The organism is Sphingobium sp. YBL2 (assembly GCF_000943805.1).
Classification (GTDB): Bacteria; Pseudomonadota; Alphaproteobacteria; order Sphingomonadales; family Sphingomonadaceae; genus Sphingobium; species Sphingobium fuliginis.
Genome location: NZ_CP010954.1, coordinates 1,743,918 through 1,759,944 on the forward strand (window position 1 = coordinate 1,743,918; position 16,027 = coordinate 1,759,944).

At 67.6% G+C, this 16,027-nt stretch carries 13 protein-coding genes; 6 read left to right on the forward strand and 7 right to left on the reverse strand.

Features of this window, described 5'->3' with window-relative positions; genetic code table 11:
• Positions 1 to 48: 48 nt before the first annotated feature.
• Positions 49 to 411 (reverse strand): hypothetical protein, encoded by a 363-nt coding sequence (locus TZ53_RS08070; RefSeq protein WP_025548473.1) that lies wholly within the window; start codon positions 409 to 411, stop codon positions 49 to 51.
• A gap of 114 nt (positions 412 to 525) precedes the next feature.
• Here TZ53_RS08070 and TZ53_RS08075 point away from each other — a divergent pair, with 114 nt between their 5' ends.
• The 3 genes from TZ53_RS08075 to fixJ all read left to right on the forward strand — a co-directional run bounded on the left by TZ53_RS08075 (position 526) and on the right by fixJ (position 3,198).
• Positions 526 to 1,341 carry a universal stress protein gene (locus TZ53_RS08075; protein ID WP_025548471.1) on the forward strand — a complete coding sequence of 272 codons (816 nt, stop codon included), beginning with the start codon at positions 526 to 528 and terminating at the stop codon, positions 1,339 to 1,341.
• Between the two features lie 20 nt (positions 1,342 to 1,361).
• Positions 1,362 to 2,507 (forward strand): sensor histidine kinase, encoded by a 1,146-nt coding sequence (locus tag TZ53_RS08080; protein WP_025548469.1) that lies wholly within the window; start codon positions 1,362 to 1,364, stop codon positions 2,505 to 2,507.
• Between the two features lie 67 nt (positions 2,508 to 2,574).
• Positions 2,575 to 3,198 carry a response regulator FixJ gene (gene fixJ, locus TZ53_RS08085; RefSeq protein WP_025548467.1) on the forward strand — a complete coding sequence of 208 codons (624 nt, stop codon included), beginning with the start codon at positions 2,575 to 2,577 and terminating at the stop codon, positions 3,196 to 3,198.
• A gap of 38 nt (positions 3,199 to 3,236) precedes the next feature.
• On the opposite strand, the gene TZ53_RS08090 is transcribed toward fixJ, so the two are convergent.
• Genes TZ53_RS08090 through TZ53_RS08105 form a run of 4 tightly spaced genes read right to left on the reverse strand, consistent with a single transcriptional unit; the run spans position 3,237 to position 6,503 of the window.
• Complete coding sequence (locus tag TZ53_RS08090) at positions 3,237 to 4,028, reverse strand: DUF2182 domain-containing protein (protein WP_044660987.1); 792 nt, start codon at positions 4,026 to 4,028, stop codon at positions 3,237 to 3,239.
• A gap of 2 nt (positions 4,029 to 4,030) precedes the next feature.
• Entirely contained in the window at positions 4,031 to 4,663 is a 633-nt protein-coding gene (locus tag TZ53_RS08095; protein WP_025548464.1) for a DUF1326 domain-containing protein, read from the reverse strand.
• A gap of 38 nt (positions 4,664 to 4,701) precedes the next feature.
• On the reverse strand, positions 4,702 to 5,850 hold the full coding sequence (locus TZ53_RS08100) for a sterol desaturase family protein (protein ID WP_044660988.1): 1,149 nt from the start codon (positions 5,848 to 5,850) through the stop codon (positions 4,702 to 4,704).
• Positions 5,851 to 5,903: 53 nt separating this feature from the next.
• The gene (locus tag TZ53_RS08105; RefSeq protein WP_044660989.1) at positions 5,904 to 6,503 is read right to left on the reverse strand and encodes a TetR/AcrR family transcriptional regulator; all 600 of its coding nucleotides are present in this window, start codon (positions 6,501 to 6,503) and stop codon (positions 5,904 to 5,906) included.
• 109 nt (positions 6,504 to 6,612) lie between these two features.
• Between TZ53_RS08105 and TZ53_RS08110 the strand changes: the two genes are divergently transcribed.
• Genes TZ53_RS08110 through TZ53_RS08120 form a run of 3 tightly spaced genes read left to right on the forward strand, consistent with a single transcriptional unit; the run spans position 6,613 to position 13,947 of the window.
• Complete coding sequence (locus TZ53_RS08110; RefSeq protein ID WP_044660990.1) at positions 6,613 to 9,636, forward strand: DUF2339 domain-containing protein; 3,024 nt, start codon at positions 6,613 to 6,615, stop codon at positions 9,634 to 9,636.
• A gap of 24 nt (positions 9,637 to 9,660) precedes the next feature.
• Complete coding sequence (locus TZ53_RS08115; protein WP_044660991.1) at positions 9,661 to 13,056, forward strand: acyl-[ACP]--phospholipid O-acyltransferase; 3,396 nt, start codon at positions 9,661 to 9,663, stop codon at positions 13,054 to 13,056.
• Between the two features lie 45 nt (positions 13,057 to 13,101).
• Entirely contained in the window at positions 13,102 to 13,947 is an 846-nt protein-coding gene (locus TZ53_RS08120; protein ID WP_044662946.1) for an oxygenase MpaB family protein, read from the forward strand.
• Between the two features lie 39 nt (positions 13,948 to 13,986).
• On the opposite strand, the gene hutC is transcribed toward TZ53_RS08120, so the two are convergent.
• Together hutC and TZ53_RS08130 are read right to left on the reverse strand one after the other, a co-directional pair.
• Positions 13,987 to 14,682 (reverse strand): histidine utilization repressor, encoded by a 696-nt coding sequence (gene hutC / locus TZ53_RS08125; protein ID WP_044660992.1) that lies wholly within the window; start codon positions 14,680 to 14,682, stop codon positions 13,987 to 13,989.
• Positions 14,679 to 16,007, reverse strand: coding sequence for a formimidoylglutamate deiminase (locus TZ53_RS08130; RefSeq protein ID WP_044660993.1), 1,329 nt, complete (start codon positions 16,005 to 16,007; stop codon positions 14,679 to 14,681). The genes hutC and TZ53_RS08130 overlap by 4 nt, the downstream gene beginning before the upstream one ends.
• Positions 16,008 to 16,027 lie beyond the last annotated feature (20 nt).

Consider the following 16,027-nt stretch of genomic DNA (forward strand, 5'->3'; position numbering starts at 1 on the left):
AACGGGCCTAGGCTCAGGACCCAAAGCGGCGGTCCGGCGCGCCTGCGATCAGGCCGGGCTGAGCCCCTTCACCACGAAGGGCAGGCATTCCCCGTCCGGGTCGGTCAGGGTCAGATAGGCGCCCGGATGGATGGCATGCGCGTCCAGCCGGTAGATTTTCTCGTCATCCGCCTCCCCCGGCTCATAGGACAGCGCCCAGCCATGCCGGGTGTGCAGCAGCGTACCGTGCCGGTCCGGCTCATTGGGCCAGAACCGCCGCGCCGTCGCCAGTTCGGGATGGATGCGATATTCCCTTTCGTCGATCACGCCGCCGCTGCCGAGCGGCAGGCGCAGGACATAGCTTCGCGCCGCCGATCCGTTGGGAAAGGCCGGCGTCCGGGCAAGTTCAAGGCGTATGGTCGTCCAACTCATGACCATTGCAATCGGATTCCGCGGCGGAAAGAGATATAAGGATTATTCCTGATGGCGACCGCGCCGGGGCAGTCCTAGCCAGAGGGTGAAGAGACGCTTGCCGGGAGACAGACGATGAAATCGGTCCTGCTGCACATTCATGAAGATCATGGCGCGGAAAGCCGCTTGCAGGCGGCCTGCGATCTCGCCCGCGCATCGGGCGCGCATATCCATTGCGTGCAGGTGACCGCCATGCCGGATTTCGTGGCGGCCGACATGTATGGCGGCGCGTCCATGGCCCCCGCGATGATGGCGGAGCTTTACGACATCGATGAAAAGGCGCGAATGCGCACCGAGGATCGGCTGCGCCGCGAGGACGTGAGCTGGGACTGGCGCCATGTGGAGGGCGATGTCGTCCATGGCCTGCTGTCCGCCGCAACGCTGACCGACGGCATGATCGTCACCCTGCCGTCCGGGCCGCGCCGGGAATTCGCCGACCCGCTGCACCTGGCCGCCGATCTGGCGCTGGCCGGGCGGGTTCCCGTGATCGCCGTGCCGCAGGAGGCGAAGTCCTTTCCGGTGACGGGCCGCGCCGTCGTGGCGTGGGAGGGCTCGCAGGAAGCCTCCGCCGCGCTGCGCCTGTCCGTGCCGCTGCTGAAGCTGGCGGAGGAGGTGCATGTCGTGACGGTCGAGGAAGCGGGCAAATATCCCTTCCCTGCGACCGACGCGCCCGAATATCTGGCCCGCCATGGCATCAAATGCCAGTTCCATAGCTGGCCGCAGGATGGCCGGACCGTCGAAGCGGCACTGAAGGCTGCGGTCGGCACGCTGAAGCCGGACTGGGTGGTGATGGGCGCCTTCGGCCATAGCCGGCTCAGGGAAATGGTGTTCGGCGGCGTCACCCGCGCCATGTTGCGCGAGATACATGTTCCGCTCTTGCTGGCGCACTGAAGCCACGGCATGGTGGGAGCATGGCGGTAGCGGACGATGAGACGGAAGGCTTGACGCAGCGCGAGCACAGCCTGGAACAGGCGCTGCTCGGCTCGATCCTGGCGACCGTACCGGACGCGCTGATCGTCATCGACATGCACGGGCAGATCGTGTCCTTCAGCGCCGCGGCCCAGCGCATGTTCCAATATGCCGAAAGCGATGTACTGGGCGAGAATATCTCGATGCTGATGCCCTCCCCCGACCGGGAGAGGCATGACGGCTATATCGGCCATTATCTGTCCACGGGCGAAAAGCGGATCATCGGCATCGGCCGCCTGACCAGCGCGCGGCGGCGGGACGGGTCGACCTTTCCCATCGAACTGTCTGTGGGCGAGGTGCAGGACGAGGGGCGGCGGCTGTTCACCGGCTTCATCCGCGACCTGACCGAGAGCCAGCAGGCCGAGCGGCGCGTGGCGGACCTGCAGGCGGAACTGGCCCATGCGGGCCGCGTGACGGCGATGGGCACGCTGGCGTCGGCCCTTGCGCATGAACTCAACCAGCCGTTGACCGCCATCGCCAATTATCTGGAGGCGGGGCGCGACATGCTTGACGCCGAGGGTCCGGTGGACCGCGATCTGCTGCGCGAGGCGATGGCGGAAAGCGCGGCCCAGGCGCTGCGCGCGGGGGAGATCATCCGGTCCCTGCGCGAGTTCATCAAGCGCGGCGAGACGATGCGCCAGCCCGAACCCCTGCGCCTGTTGCTGGCGGAGGGGGCGGCGCTGGCCTTCATCGGCGTCGACAGCCGGGGCCTCGACATGGACATCAGCGTCGATCCGCGCGTCGACAAGGTGCTGGTCAACCGGGTGCAGTTGCAGCAGGTCATCATCAACCTCACCAAGAACGCCGTGGAGGCGATGGCCGGCAGCCCGGCGCGCATCCTGCGCCTGTCCGCCATCCCCGGCGAAAACGGCAGGGTCGAGGTGATCGTCGCGGACAGCGGGCCGGGGCTCGCGCCGGAGATGTCACGCACCCTCTTCACCCCGTTCACCACCACCAAGCCATCCGGCATGGGCGTCGGCCTGTCGATCAGCCAGACCATCGTCGAGGGGCATGGCGGGCGCATCTGGGCCGGACCGTCGCAATGGGGCGGCACGGCCTTCCACTTCACCCTGGACGCAGCGGACTAGAGCATTTTGAAGTCGGTCGGCACGGCTGACGGGCTCGCAAAATGCGGCCAACAAGAAGGACCAGAGCATGAGCGAGCCATTCCCCATCTATGTCGTGGACGATGACGAGGCGATCCGGCGGTCATTGTCCTTCATGCTGAAGACGAGCGGTTTCGCGGTGAAGCTGTTCGACGGCGGCCTGCCCTTTCTGAAAGAGGCTGCCGACCTGGAGCCGGGCTGCGTGCTGCTGGACGTGCGGATGCCCGACATGGACGGGCTGGCGGTGCAGCGCGAGCTGCGGGCGCGGGGCATCATGCTGCCCGTGGTGATCATGACGGGCCATGGCGACATCGACATGGCGGTGACGGCGATGAAGGCAGGCGCAAGCGACTTCATCGAAAAACCGTTCGAGAAGGCAGCGTTGCTCGGCTGCGTCGATGCCGCGCGGCGGGTGGCCGTGGCCGACCGTGGCGCGAGCGCGCGGGCGGACGATGCGCGGGCGCGGCTCAACATCCTGACGGAGCGGGAGCGCGAGGTGCTGGACGGGCTGGTGGAAGGGCTGCCCAACAAGACCATCGCCTATGACCTGGGGATCAGCCCGCGCACGGTGGAAATCCACCGCGCCAACCTGATGCAGAAGCTGGAGGTGAAAAGCCTGGCCGAAGCGCTGAGGATCGCCTTCCATGCGGGAGCGGAGAAGGACGAGGCGTAGATTGGGCTGGCGCCCGGCATGGCCCCGGCCGAAAACCGTCAGCCCGTCAATATCGCCCATGCCAGCAGGATACAGCCCATACCCGCCGCCACGGAGACCATGCGGCCCCAAGGCAGCAGCTTCTCCAATCCCACCAGCAACGTCAGCAAAGCGATCCAGGCCAGGTTCATGGTCCCGCCCACGAACAACAGCGTCATCAGCATCCAGCAGCAGCCGACGCACCAGGCGCCGTGGATCATCCCCATGCGGAAAGCGCCGGTCCATCCCGGCCGATAGTGACGGCTGAGGAATTGCGCGGGATTGCGGCACTGGCGCAGGCAGGCGTCCTTCCATGGGCTGATCTGATAGGCCCCCGCCCCGATCAGGAGCGCGGCCGCCAACGGGCGGCTGGATGTCGCCATCGCCATGGGGGACAGCATCGCCATTGTGGCCAAGCGCCACTGCGCCAGCGTGGCTGTCAGGGAGAAAAAGCCCCAGACCAGCAGATAGCCCAGGGTGAAGCTCTCCGTCGCGGGGCGCGTGGAGGCGGGTGCGGCGCGAGCGTAGAGGAGGACCATCGGCGCGGCGGAGGGGAGCATCATCGCGATCATCATCACCCACCACATGGCGAACGTCACGACGAACTGCGCGGCTGTCCATGGCATGTCGCCGGGCATCATCATCGCCAGCATCGGGTCTTCCGCCAAGCCGGCCGGAAACAGGGAGGCGGTCGGCGCCATGCCCATGCCCGCGCCCGAAAGCAGCCAGCCCCAGGCCACAAGGATCAGCACCGCGAGCGCGACAAGCGAAATCAAGCGGTGCCGGGCGAGCACCGCGCCAAATGCCGGCACCGTCAGCCCCTGACGACGCCGTGGCTGTCGAGGTGGAGATAGGCGAACTGGCCGTAGCTCGCCGCATGGTCGAGCCGCATCGGCGCAATCGAGCGGCTGGCGCCGGAGCCGACCTCCGCCACTTCATATTCGAAGCCGTCGGGCAAGTGGATCTGGGCGCGGATTTCCGATCCGTCCACCGGGCTGCGGATCGGTTCGCCGTCCATTTCCAGATGGCCCGGGATGCGCAGGCGGCCCTTGCGTCCTTCCACGTCGACCTCAAAATCTACAGGAACGAAGCTGGGTTCGTGCATGGTGGCGATGGTGGAAGCGAAGACGGCAAAGACCGTCGCCATGGGAGCGGTGTCGCCACCGGTCATGATCGTCAGCAGGGCATTGCGCTGCGCTTCCGTCGCCCGTTCGTCGACGAAGGCGGCACATTCCCCCTGCCCTTCATGGATCGGGCCGGGCCAGCGGAAGACCGCGGCGATATTGAGGCCCGACAGGTCGGTACTGCCGTGGCGCCCCTCATCGATGGCGAAGCCGAAGGCGGCCTGGCAATGCCCCTTGTCGGGCAGGCCGCCGAACTGGCAGTTGCAGCCATATTCACAATTGCAGTTGGCGAATTCGCGGCCTTTGAGCATCCAGTAGACCATGGTCCGACTCCCCTGACAGCCGGAAGACCATAGCAGATTCACGCGGCCGCGTCGCGCTTTCGGCGGAAGGGATAGAGGAATTGCGCGCGATAGCCCTGGGGCACCTGTTCGGGCACGCCATAGCCGGTCGGCCATGCGCTGTCGGGCAGATGGTGGGTGCCGAACAGGCGGTCCAGCAAAGGGAAGTGGATCGCGAAATTCTTGTCGACCGCGACCTCCTCTATCGCATGATGCCAGTGGTGGAAGCGCGGCGTCGCGACGACCGCGCCCAGGCGGTTGAAGTCGCCGCGCAGATTGGCGTGGAGCAGCGAGGAGTAGATGTAGACGAAGCCGATATAGGCCTGCATCACCGATGGCGAAAAGCCGAAGGTGAGCAGCGGCAGCGATGTCACGCCGCGCAGGGCGATGATCTCGAAGAAATGCATGCGCGCGCCGGCGAGCCAATCCATGGACCTGGCCGAATGGTGCACGGCATGGAAACCCCAGAGGAAGGGGATGCGGTGGAAGGCGCGATGGAACCAATATTGGACGAAATCGGTCAGCAGCACCACTTCCAGGAACTGGAGCGGCCAGGGCTGGCCAGCGATCATGGCGCGGATGCCTGCGAGGCCGGCGGTGTTGGCGTTGATGAAGCTGGACGGCGCCAGCGCGAGGAAGGTGATGAGCTGCACCATCATCGAGCTGATCAGATAATAGAACAGGTCCTCCCGCCATTCCTGTCGGAACAGGCGCTGCTGCGCCCTATGTGGGAAGAGGCGCTCGATCGGGGCGAACATCAGGCCGGTGGCGACCATGTTGACGGCGAAGAAATCGACGCCGAAGAACACGCCCCAATCATGGGTCTCCCGCGGCTGGACTTCCGCTCCGCCCAGCAGGGTGGCGAGCAGCGCGACGATGAGCGCGGTGGCGCCGATGGCTTTGCGTGTACGCAAAAGCAGGCTGAGCAATGCCAGGGCATAGCCGCCGATCAGCAGCGCATGGACCATGGGACGCAGCCCGCCCCATGCATGCAGCGCCGCCAGTTCGGGCGTCGAAAACCAGTCGGGCCAGCGTAGCGCCATGACCAGACAGAGCCCGGTGATGCTGAGCAACAGCGCGAAGAAGCCGGAAAACCAACCGCTGCCTAGGCGCCGCACGGCAAGGGGCGATTGCAGGTCGCGTTCCAGACTGTCGAACCAGTTTGCCATGATATGTCCCCTTTGCCTCCGGCTTGCCCCGCCTGCCGAGCCTGCTGCCTATGTTAAAGCTTCGCCCCTGCCGCCCTCAAGCTTTCCTTGACCCGCGCGGTGGCCATTTCGAGAGGGGCCGCCTCGCCCAAAAGGGCGAAGCTGCCGTTGAGCGCGAAGGTGCAATGGCCATGCACCGTCGCCACCAGCGAGCGGGCAAGGCGCGGTGCCACGTCCTTCGCATCCAGCGGCAGGACAGCCGCGACTTCGCGCACGACGACCTCCGTAAGGCCGGCGCGCTGCCGGGCATAATCATCCGGCATGGGCACGCCGGGCGGCAGGCGATGGTCGTAGATCGCCATCCAGATGTTCGTGTTTTCCGATGCGAAGCGGAAATAGCCCTCCACCAGCGCGGCGATCCTGTCCTGCGGCCGGCTGGCGAGACGCTGTTCCAGAAAGGCGGCCCAGAGGTCGAAGGTACGCGTGTTGATGGCGACGATCAGCCGGTCATAGCTGCCGAAGACATTGTAGAGCGTGCCCACCGAATAGCCGATGCGCTTCGCCACCTCCCGCGAGGAGAATTTGGCGAAACCGGACTCGGCCATGTGGCGATGGCCTTCCTCCAGGATGAGCGCCTCCAGTTGTTCGCGGCTATGGTCGGATCGTCTGCCCATGGACAAGCGGATAGAAGATCAATTGAACGCTGTCGAATTATTTTATTGAACAGTGTGTAATTTTTGGGTAGCTGAGACTCCATTGGCTGGGTTTGCAGGGGTTCGACTCATGCTTGTGACGCTGGTTCTGCTGGTTTTCGGAGTGATGCTGTTCGACATGCGCGGGCGGTTGAAGGCGGCCGAGCACAGGTTGGCGCTGCTGGAAGGGGGGATTGGAGACGCGCCCTTCCCCGCTCGCTACCGGCGCGCCGACGGGGATGGAGATGACGATGCAGGGGTGAAGACGGCGGCGCCCGCAAGCGTCGTGGAGCGGCGGGTTGCCATGGACACCGCTCCCCCGCACCCCATGCCTGCGGTCGTGATCGACCGTCGATCCAGCGAAGGCGAGACCCACTCTCCTGCGCGGTCCGCTTCGGATGAGGTTCGGGAGATCGATGCCCCCTTTCCCCCGGATGACGGGGAAAAGGCGGAAGGCATCGATATGGCAGTCGAGCGCCCGGCCCGCCCCTCCTTCAGCTTCGAGGACCTGTTCGGCCGCCGCCTTCCGATCTGGGCGGGCGGGGTGACGCTCGCCGTGGCTGGCGTGCTGCTGGTCAAATATTCGATCGATGCAGGGCTGCTCGCGCCGCTGGTGCGAGTTGTTCTGGGGCTGCTGTTCGGCGGAGCGCTGATCGGCGGGGCCGAGGCGGCGTTGCGGCTGGAGGATCGGGTCCGCGACGCGCGGGTGCGGCAGGCGCTGGCGGGCGCAGGGCTGGCGACGCTCTATGCCGCGATCCTGGCGGCGCACATGCTATATGGGCTGGTTGGACCGGGCATCGCCTTTGCGGGGCTTGCGGGCGTGACCGGGCTGGCCATGGCGCTGTCGCTGCGCTTTGGCGCGCCGAGTGCGCTGCTGGGGCTGGTCGGCGGTCTGGCGGCGCCCGCCCTGGTCGAGGCGGGGCAGCCCAATGTGCCCCTGCTAAGCTGTTATCTCGCGCTGGCGGTCGGTGGGCTATGCGTGCTGTCGCGCACCCAGCGCTGGATGTGGCTGGGGGTGAGCGCGCTGGTCGGCGGGGCCGGCTGGGGCGTCGTCATGCTGGCGATGGGCGCGCTGGATTGGGCATCGTCGCTGTCGGTCGGGTTGCTGGTGCTGATGCTGGGGATGGCGTTGCCGGTCCTGGCCTTTTCCGGAACGCGGGCCGCGTTGCTGCGCATGGGCGCGGCCGTGGCGGCGGCGGGCCAGATGGCGGCGCTGGTGGCGACGGGCGGCTTCGGCCTGCTGCAATGGGGATTGTTCGGGCTGCTGTCGCTCATGCTGGTGTGGCTGGGGCGGGACGCGGCCTTGCGGCCGCTGGCGGCGATCGGCGCCGGTGTCGCGCTGCTGCTGGCGGCGGTGTGGCCGCAGCCGGAAATGGGCCACTTCGCCCTGGTGATGCTGGGCATGGTGGCGATTTATGGCGGCGCGGCCCTGCTGCGGGTCTGGCGCGGCGCTTTGATCGAGGCGGGACAGATCGCAGGACTGGCGCTGGGTGGATTTGCCGTCGCGCTGGGGCAATGCTGGCGGGTCGGGCTGGACGGGGAATTCGCCCTGCTGGCGCTGGCGGCCGCCGGATTGCCGGGCGCGGCCGTGGCGATGGGCTGGCGATGCGGGACGCGGCGGGAGGATGCGCGCTTCGTGACGCTGGCGAGCGCCGCGGCGCTGCTGCTGGTGGTGGCCGGCGGGCTGGGGCTGCCGGAGTGGACTCTGGCCATGGTGATCGCTGCGGTTGCAGCCGGGCTGCTGAGGTTGGCGGCGCTGGCGGAGGACCGGCGGGTCGAATGGAGCGGCTGGGGCTTCGCCTTCGGCGCGCTGGTGGTTCTGGCCGGATCGGACGATGTCGTCCGGCTGTGGGGAGAGGCGGCGGATGAGCCGGGCTGGCAGGGCGTGATGCGTTGGGCTGCGGGAGCGGCAATGGCGGCGCTGTTCGCCTGGCGGGCGCGCTTTGCCGAGGGGCGGATGGTCGCGCAGGGCGTGGCGGTGCTGCTCGCCTATGGGGCCGTGGCGCAGGCGGTGCCGGCGCTCTGGGTGCCGGTGGGAGTCGCGCTGGGGCTGGCCATGCTGGCGGAAGGAGCGCGGCGGCTGGCCGTCGGGCGAATGGCGCCCGCCCTGGGGGTGGCCTTGGCGCTGGTGGCGCTATGGGCCGCCTGGCCCCTGGGAATCTGGCTGGGCCGGGTGTTGCTGTCGCTGGTGGGTGAACCCGTGTTGGTGCGGGACTTGCCCGGAATAAGCGAGGTGGCGTGGCGGATCGCCTTGCCGGCGATGGCGCTGGGCCTTGCCCTGTGGCGGGGCGGTTCCGCCGTGGATGCGGTCGGGCGGCGGATCGGCTGCTGTGTCGCGGCGGTGCTTGGCGGAGCGGCGGCGCATGTCGCATTCAAGCAGCTTTTCGCTTTGGGGAGCCTGGCGGAGGTGACGCGCCTTGCCCTGGCGGAGCGCACGCTTTGGGAGGCTGTGCTGATGGGCCTGGGTTTCGTTGCGTTGCGGGGCCGGATCGCGCTGGCCCGATTCCATCCGTTGCGGAAAGCCGGGGAGAATGTGGAGCGCGCGGTCGGGACATGCCTCATCGCGGCGGGATTGGGGCATTTGCTGGTTTATTCGGTGGTGCTGCATAATCCGCTCTGGTTTCCGCAGGCGGTGGGGCATTGGCCCCTCCTCAATCTGCTGCCGGTGGTGCTGGCCCTTGCCTTCGTGGCGCTGAAGGTGGCGGATGGCTGGTCACGGCGGATGGCGGATGGCGTGCGGATGGCCTTGATCGCGCTGTTCGGCGTGGCGCTGCTGCGGCAGCTTTTCGTCGGATCGCTGCTGACCGTGCGCGGAGTAGGCCAGGTGGAGGATATTCTCCGTTCGGTGCTCGCATTGGCGCTCGCCATCGGCTTCCTGCTCTGGGGCATCCGCGGGCAGGCGCAGGCCGCAAACGCCAGGGACTGGCGCATCGCTTCGCTGCTGCTGATGCTGTTCGCCGTGGCCAAGGTGTTCCTGTTCGATGCGTCCGGGCTGACCGGGCTGCTGCGGATCGCATCCTTCCTTGCTCTGGGCTTCAGCCTGATCGGCATCGGATGGCTCTATAATCGCCTGTTGCGGGAGCCGGTTAACAACTCCGCGACTATTGCTGCATAATGCGTGAAGGACGGGGGTAAGAAAATGTCCGCACCTGATCTGTCTTTGCTGGGTAAACGCCGTTTTGCGCCCTTGTTCGTGGTGCAGTTCCTGGGCGCGTTCAACGACAATCTGTTGAAGTTCGCGCTGCTGTTCCTCGCCAATTTCAGCCTCTATCGGGCCGAGCCCGACAAGGCGGAGATGCTGGCGACCATCGCCACGGGCCTGTTCATCCTGCCCTATTTCCTCTTTTCCGCGCTGGCCGGGCAATTGGCCGACGCCTGGGACAAGGCGAAACTGGTGCGGGCGGTGAAGGCGGCGGAGATCGTCATCATGGCCCTCGCCGTCACCGGATTCTGGCTGGAATCGGTGCCGGTTCTGCTGTCCTGCCTGTTTCTGATGGGGCTGCATTCGACCATCTTCGGGCCGGTCAAATTTTCCATCCTGCCGCAGCATCTGCGTGCCGACGAGATCATGGGCGGCACCGGCCTGATCGAGGCGGGCACCTTCCTTGCGATATTGAGCGGGCAGTTGCTGGCCGGGGTGATCCCGCCCTGGGAAGCGGGACTGGTGGCGGTGGGGCTGGCGACGCTTGGCTTCCTGGCCAGCCTGGCGGTGCCGGCCGCGCCGACCGTGGTGCCGGGCCTTCGGATCGAGCGGAACATCTTCAGGAGCACCTGGCATATATTGAAGGCGGCGCGGCATGGGCGCGGCGTGTGGCTGTCGATCCTGGGGATAAGCTGGTTCTTCGCCGTGGGCGCGGTATTGCTGGCGGAGTTCGCGCCGCTGGTGAGCGGGGTGCTGAAGGCGAAGCAGGAGGTCGCGACCTTCTTCCTGCTGATCTTCTCGGTCAGCGTGGCGCTGGGGTCGATGCTGGTCAACCGGCTGCTGGGCGGGCAGGTTTCGGCGCGCTTCGTGCCGGTATCCGCGCTGGCGCTGGCCGGGTTCATGATCGACCTGTGGCTGTCGACCGGTTCCTATGCGCCGATGCATTCGGGCGCTGGCATAGCCGAATTCGTCGGGTCGCCGGGAAGCTGGCGGATCATGGTCGATCTGTTCGGCATCGCCTTTTCAGGCGGCATGTTCATCGTGCCGCTCTACGCGATCCTCCAGACGCACAGCCCGCGCGAGGAACGGTCGCGCACCATTGCGGCCAACAACATCGTCAACGCGGCGGTCACGGTGGCGGTCGTCACGGCGGTGACGGCGATGCTGGCGCGGGGCGAGAGCGTGCCCGGCGTGATCGGGGTGATGGGCTTCGCCACGCTGGCGGTGGCGCTGATCAGTTGCTGGCTGCTGCCGGAGACAGTGATCAAGGCGATCGTGCGCGGGATGCTGCGGCTCTGCTATCGGGTGGAGGTGCTGGGCGCCGGGAATATGCCCGGCGTGGGCGAACCGGCGGTCGTCGTGGTCAACCATGTGTCCTTCCTGGACGGCCTGCTGCTGGCGGCCTTCCTGCCGGGGAAGCCCACCTTCGCGGTGCATACGCGGATTGCCAGGGCGTGGTGGGTAAAACCGTTCCTGTCGCTGTTCGACGCCTTTCCGGTCGATCCCACCAATCCGCTGTCGGCCAAGGCGATGGTGAAGGCGGTGCGCGAGGGGCGGACGCTGGTGATCTTTCCGGAGGGGCGGATCACCGTCACCGGCGCTTTGATGAAGGTGTTCGACGGCCCCGGCATGGTCGCGGACAAGGCCGACGCGCCGATCATTCCGGTCCGGATCGACGGCGCGCAGTTCACGCCCTTCTCGCGGCTCAGGGGCAAGGTCCGGCTGCGGCGCTTTCCCAGGATCACGCTCACCGTCCTGCCGCCACGCCGCTTCGCCATCGAGGGCGAGATGACGGCGCGGGCACGGCGCGCGATCGCGGGGCGGCGGCTCTATGACGAGATGAGCCAGATGATGTTCGCGACATCCGACACGGACAGGACATTGTTCGAGGCGCTGCTGGAAGCCCGGCATGTCCATGGCGCGGGCGCGGCGGTGGTCGAGGATGTGAAGCGCGAGCCTTTGAGTTACGGGCGGCTGGTGACGGGCGCGCTGGTGCTGGGGCGGGTCATGGCGCGTTCGACGCGGCAGGGCGAGGCGGTCGGCGTGCTGCTGCCCAATGTCGCCGGGGTGGCGGTGGCCTTCTTTGCCTTGCAGGCGGGTGGGCGGGTGCCGGCGATGCTGAACTTCACCGCCGGGCTGGCGAACCTGAAGGCGGCGTGCACGGCGGCCGGCATTCGGACGGTGGTGACGGCGCGGGCCTTTGTCGAGCAGGGCAAGCTCGGCGATGTGGTCGCGGGGCTGGAGGCAGAGGGGATCGCCTTCCTCTGGCTGGAGGATGTGGCGGCAGGCATTGGAACCGGGGCGAAGCTGCGCGGGCTGGTCGCCAGCCGCTTTGCCGCGCGCGCGCATGGGCGGCTCAAGGTTTCGCCGGACGATGCGGCGGTGATCCTGTTCACCAGCGGGTCGGAGGGGCTGCCCAAGGGCGTGGTGCTGACGCATCGCAACCTTCTGTCCAACTGCCGGCAATTGGCGGCGCGGATCGACTTCAATTCGGCCGACGTGGTGCTGAACGCCCTGCCGGTATTCCATAGTTTCGGCCTGACCGGAGGGACGTTGCTGCCGATCTTCCATGGGGTGAAGACGCTGCTCTATCCCAGCCCGCTGCATTATCGGATCGTGCCGGCGCTCGCCTATGACGCCAATGCGACGATCCTGTTCGGGACCGACACCTTCCTGTCGGGCTATGCGCGGATGGCGCATGGCTATGACTTCTACTCGCTGCGCTACATCTTCGCGGGCGCGGAGCGGGTGCGGGACGAGACGCGGAAAATCTATGCCGAGAAGTTCGGGCTGCGCATCCTGGAGGGCTATGGCGCGACCGAGGCGGGGCCGGTGATCGCGGTCAACACGCCGATGCACTTCCGCGCCGGGTCGGTCGGGCGGCTGTTGCCCGGGATAGAGGCGCGGCTGGACGATGTGCCGGGCATCGAGGAAGGCGGGCGGCTTTCGATCCGCGGGCCGAACATCATGGCGGGCTATATGAAGGCCGATGCGCCGGGCATGCTGCAACCGCCGGAAGGGGGCTGGCACGATACCGGCGACATCGTGACCATCGACGATCAGGGCTTCGTGACGATCCGGGGGCGTGCGAAGCGCTTTGCGAAGATCGGCGGCGAGATGGTCTCGCTGCCCGCCGTGGAGGGCTATGCCTCTGCCGTGTGGCCGGATGCGGACCATGCGGTGGTGACGCGGCCCGATGCGCGCAAGGGGGAGCAACTGGTGCTGTTCACGACCGCGCGGGATGCGAAGGCGGCCGCGTTGCAGGCCTGGGGGAAGGCGCATGGGGTGGCGGAGCTGGCCCTGCCCCGGGACATCCGCGTGCTGGATGCGCTGCCGCTGCTGGGAACCGGGAAGACCGACTATGCGTCCATGACCCAGATGGCGGCCGGGTAGGACAGATCCTTCCTGCGTCGAAGGCATGGGAAGGATTGGGTGTTGGTGGAACGGCCTTCTCATCTGGTGCGGCGGTTGCTGGTGCGCCAGGTGCGGGGCGTGTTTCATGACAGCGCCCGGGGAGAGGCGCCGGTCGTCGCTTCGGACCGGGCGCTCTATCCGCCGGGGTCGGTGATCCGGCGGGTGCATGGCGACGTCACCGGCATGATGATCGGCGGGGTCGGCGCATTGCTGCTCCAGATGCTGCATCCGGCCGCCCTTGCCGGCATTTGGGACCACAGCCGGTTCCGTGACGACATGCTGGGGCGGTTGCGGCGGACGGCGCGGTTCATTGCCCTCACCACCTATGCCGAACGGGCCGAGGCGGAGGAAGCGATCGCGCGGGTGCGGCAGGTGCATGAGCATGTGCGCGGGACGCTGGCGGACGGGACGGCCTATGCGGCGGGCGATCCCCGGCTGCTGGCCTGGGTGCATGTCTGCGAGGCGACGAGCTTTCTCGACGCGTGGATGGCCTATGGCGAGCCGTTCATGCCGCTGGCGGAGCAGGACCGCTATTTTGCCGAGGCGGCGCTGGTGGCGCGGGCCCTGGGGGCCGATCCGGTGCCGGACTGCCGGGCCGAGGCGGTGGCGCTGATGGCGCGTTTTCGCGGCGAGTTGGCAGCGACGGAACGGACGCGGGAGGTGGCGCGGATCGTGCTGCGGCAGCCAGCGCCCTCGCTGGGGCTGATGCCGGCGCAGGCGATGATGATGCAGGCCGCGGTGGCGCTGCTGCCGGGTTGGGCGCGGCGGATGCATGGCTTTTCGATGCCGGTCCTGGCGCGGCCGCTGGTCCGGGCGGGGGCCTTTGCGCTGGCGGGAACGATGCGCTGGGCGTTTCGCGGCGAAGATTGATCGCCGCCGCCGTGGGGGCTGGAATGACGGAAGCGAGGTTCAGGCGTTGAAATGGGCTACGAGGGCGTAGCGTTCGCCGGGGTAGAGCAGGCGGGCGTAGGTGATGCGTTCCCCGCCGCGCCAGGTCCAGCGTTCCAGCGCCAGGCAGGCGGCGTTTTGCGGGACATCGAGGGCGTCCGCCGTCTCCGGACCGGCGTTGAGGGCGGTGATGCGATGTTCCGCCTCCGTCCAGGGGACATGGGCGAGCAGCCAGGAGCCCGGAGGTTCGGCGCTGAAATCCACCTCGGCCGCTTCGGGAACGGCGCGCAGGTTGATGAGGCGGGTTTCCGTCGCATAGGGCAAATCCTGGGCGAAGTGGCGGCATTCCAGAGCGAGCAGATCGCCGTCTGGCACGCGCAGCAGCGCCTTGTCTTCCGCGCTTGCCCGGCGGCGCTCGCGACGGATGAGGTCGAGGCGGTAGCTGAGGCCCTGCCCTTCCACTTCGGCGCGGATGTCCGGGATTTCCAGCGCGGCACGGTGGAAGCGGGGCGCGGCGACGAAGGTGCCCGCGCGCTTTCGGCTTTCGAGCAGGCCCGACTGCACGAGCGCGCGCAGCGCCTTGTTCACCGTCATGCGGGAGCAGCCATAGGCGTCCATCCATTCCGCCTCCGTCGGGATGCGGTGGCCGGGGCGCCATTCGCCCGACATGATGCGGCTTTCGATATCGCGGCGGATGCGGCGGTGGAGCGGGGTCAATCGAGCAGGGCCTTGAGAAGTTGGGTGTAGCGCGCCTCTATGGCGGGGCGGGCATGGTGGAGGCCTGCGGTAACGCGCCTGACGCCGCCGCACCAGACGCTATCGATCTGGGCGCGGGCGAAGATCCAGCTGTCGAGCAGGCGGTCGCCGGAGCGGGCGGCGGTGGTGGGCTGGCCGGGGCGGAGGGTCACGATGTCGGCGCGGGCGCCCGGCGTGAGGGTGGCGGGGGGATGGCCGAGCGCCTGGGCGCCTTTCCGAGCGTGATGGTAGAGGCTGGCGCCGGTTGACTGGCCTGGGGCGGTGAGGAGGTTGCGGGCCTGGTGGGTCAGGCGCTGGCCATATTCGAGCAGGCAGAGTTCGGCGGCGGCATCGATCCGGATATTTGAGTCTGAGCCTATGCCGATGCGTCCGCCCTGGGCAAGGAAAGCGCGGGCGGGGAAGAGGCCGTCGCCCAGATTGGCTTCGGTGATGGGGCAGAGGCCGACGGCGGCGCCGCTTTGCGCGATGGCGTTCCGTTCGCTGTCGTTGATATGGGTGGCGTGGATCAGGCACCAGCGTTGGTCGACCTCCGCATGGTTCATGAGCCATTCGACCGGGCGCTGGTTGCTCCAGGCGAGGCAGGCTTCGACCTCCGCGCGCTGTTCCGCGATGTGGATGTGGATGGGGCCGTCCGGTGTCAGGGCAGCGATGGCGGCGAGTTCCTGCGGGGTGACGGCGCGCAGGCTGTGGGGGGCGACGCCCAGGGTCGCGTTCAGGGGTTTCAGGGCTTCCAGCAGGCGGGCGTAGCTGTCGGGGGTGTGGAGGAAGCGGCGTTGGCCTTCCGTCGGGGGGACGCCGCCGAAATTCGAGTGGGCGTAGAAGACCGGGAGCAGGGTGAGGGCGATGCCGGTGTCGCCGGCTGCCTCAGCAATGGCTTCGGCCATGGCGGCGGGGTTGGCGTAGGGCGCGCCGCTGGGGTCGTGGTGGAGATAGTGGAATTCCCCGACGCTGGTGAAGCCGCTTTCGAGCATTTCGGCATAGGCAAGCGCGGCGATGGCGTGGAGGCCTTCGGGGTTCAGGCGGTCGAGGAAGCGGTACATCGCCTCGCGCCAGGTCCAGAAGCTGTCGTCGCCCTCCCCTGCCCTTTCGGTGAGGCCGGCCATGGCGCGCTGGAAGGCGTGGCTGTGGACATTGGGCAGGCCGGCGAAGGCGGGGCCGTGGCGTTCGTCGCCGGGTTCGGGGGGAATTCCATGAACGATCCGGTCAATGAACCGGCCTTTCAGAATCATGCGGACGGAAGGACGCCAGCCTTCGGGGAGGAGAGCCTGTTCGAACCAGAGCGCCATTTCGATTTCTCCTCTCCAAA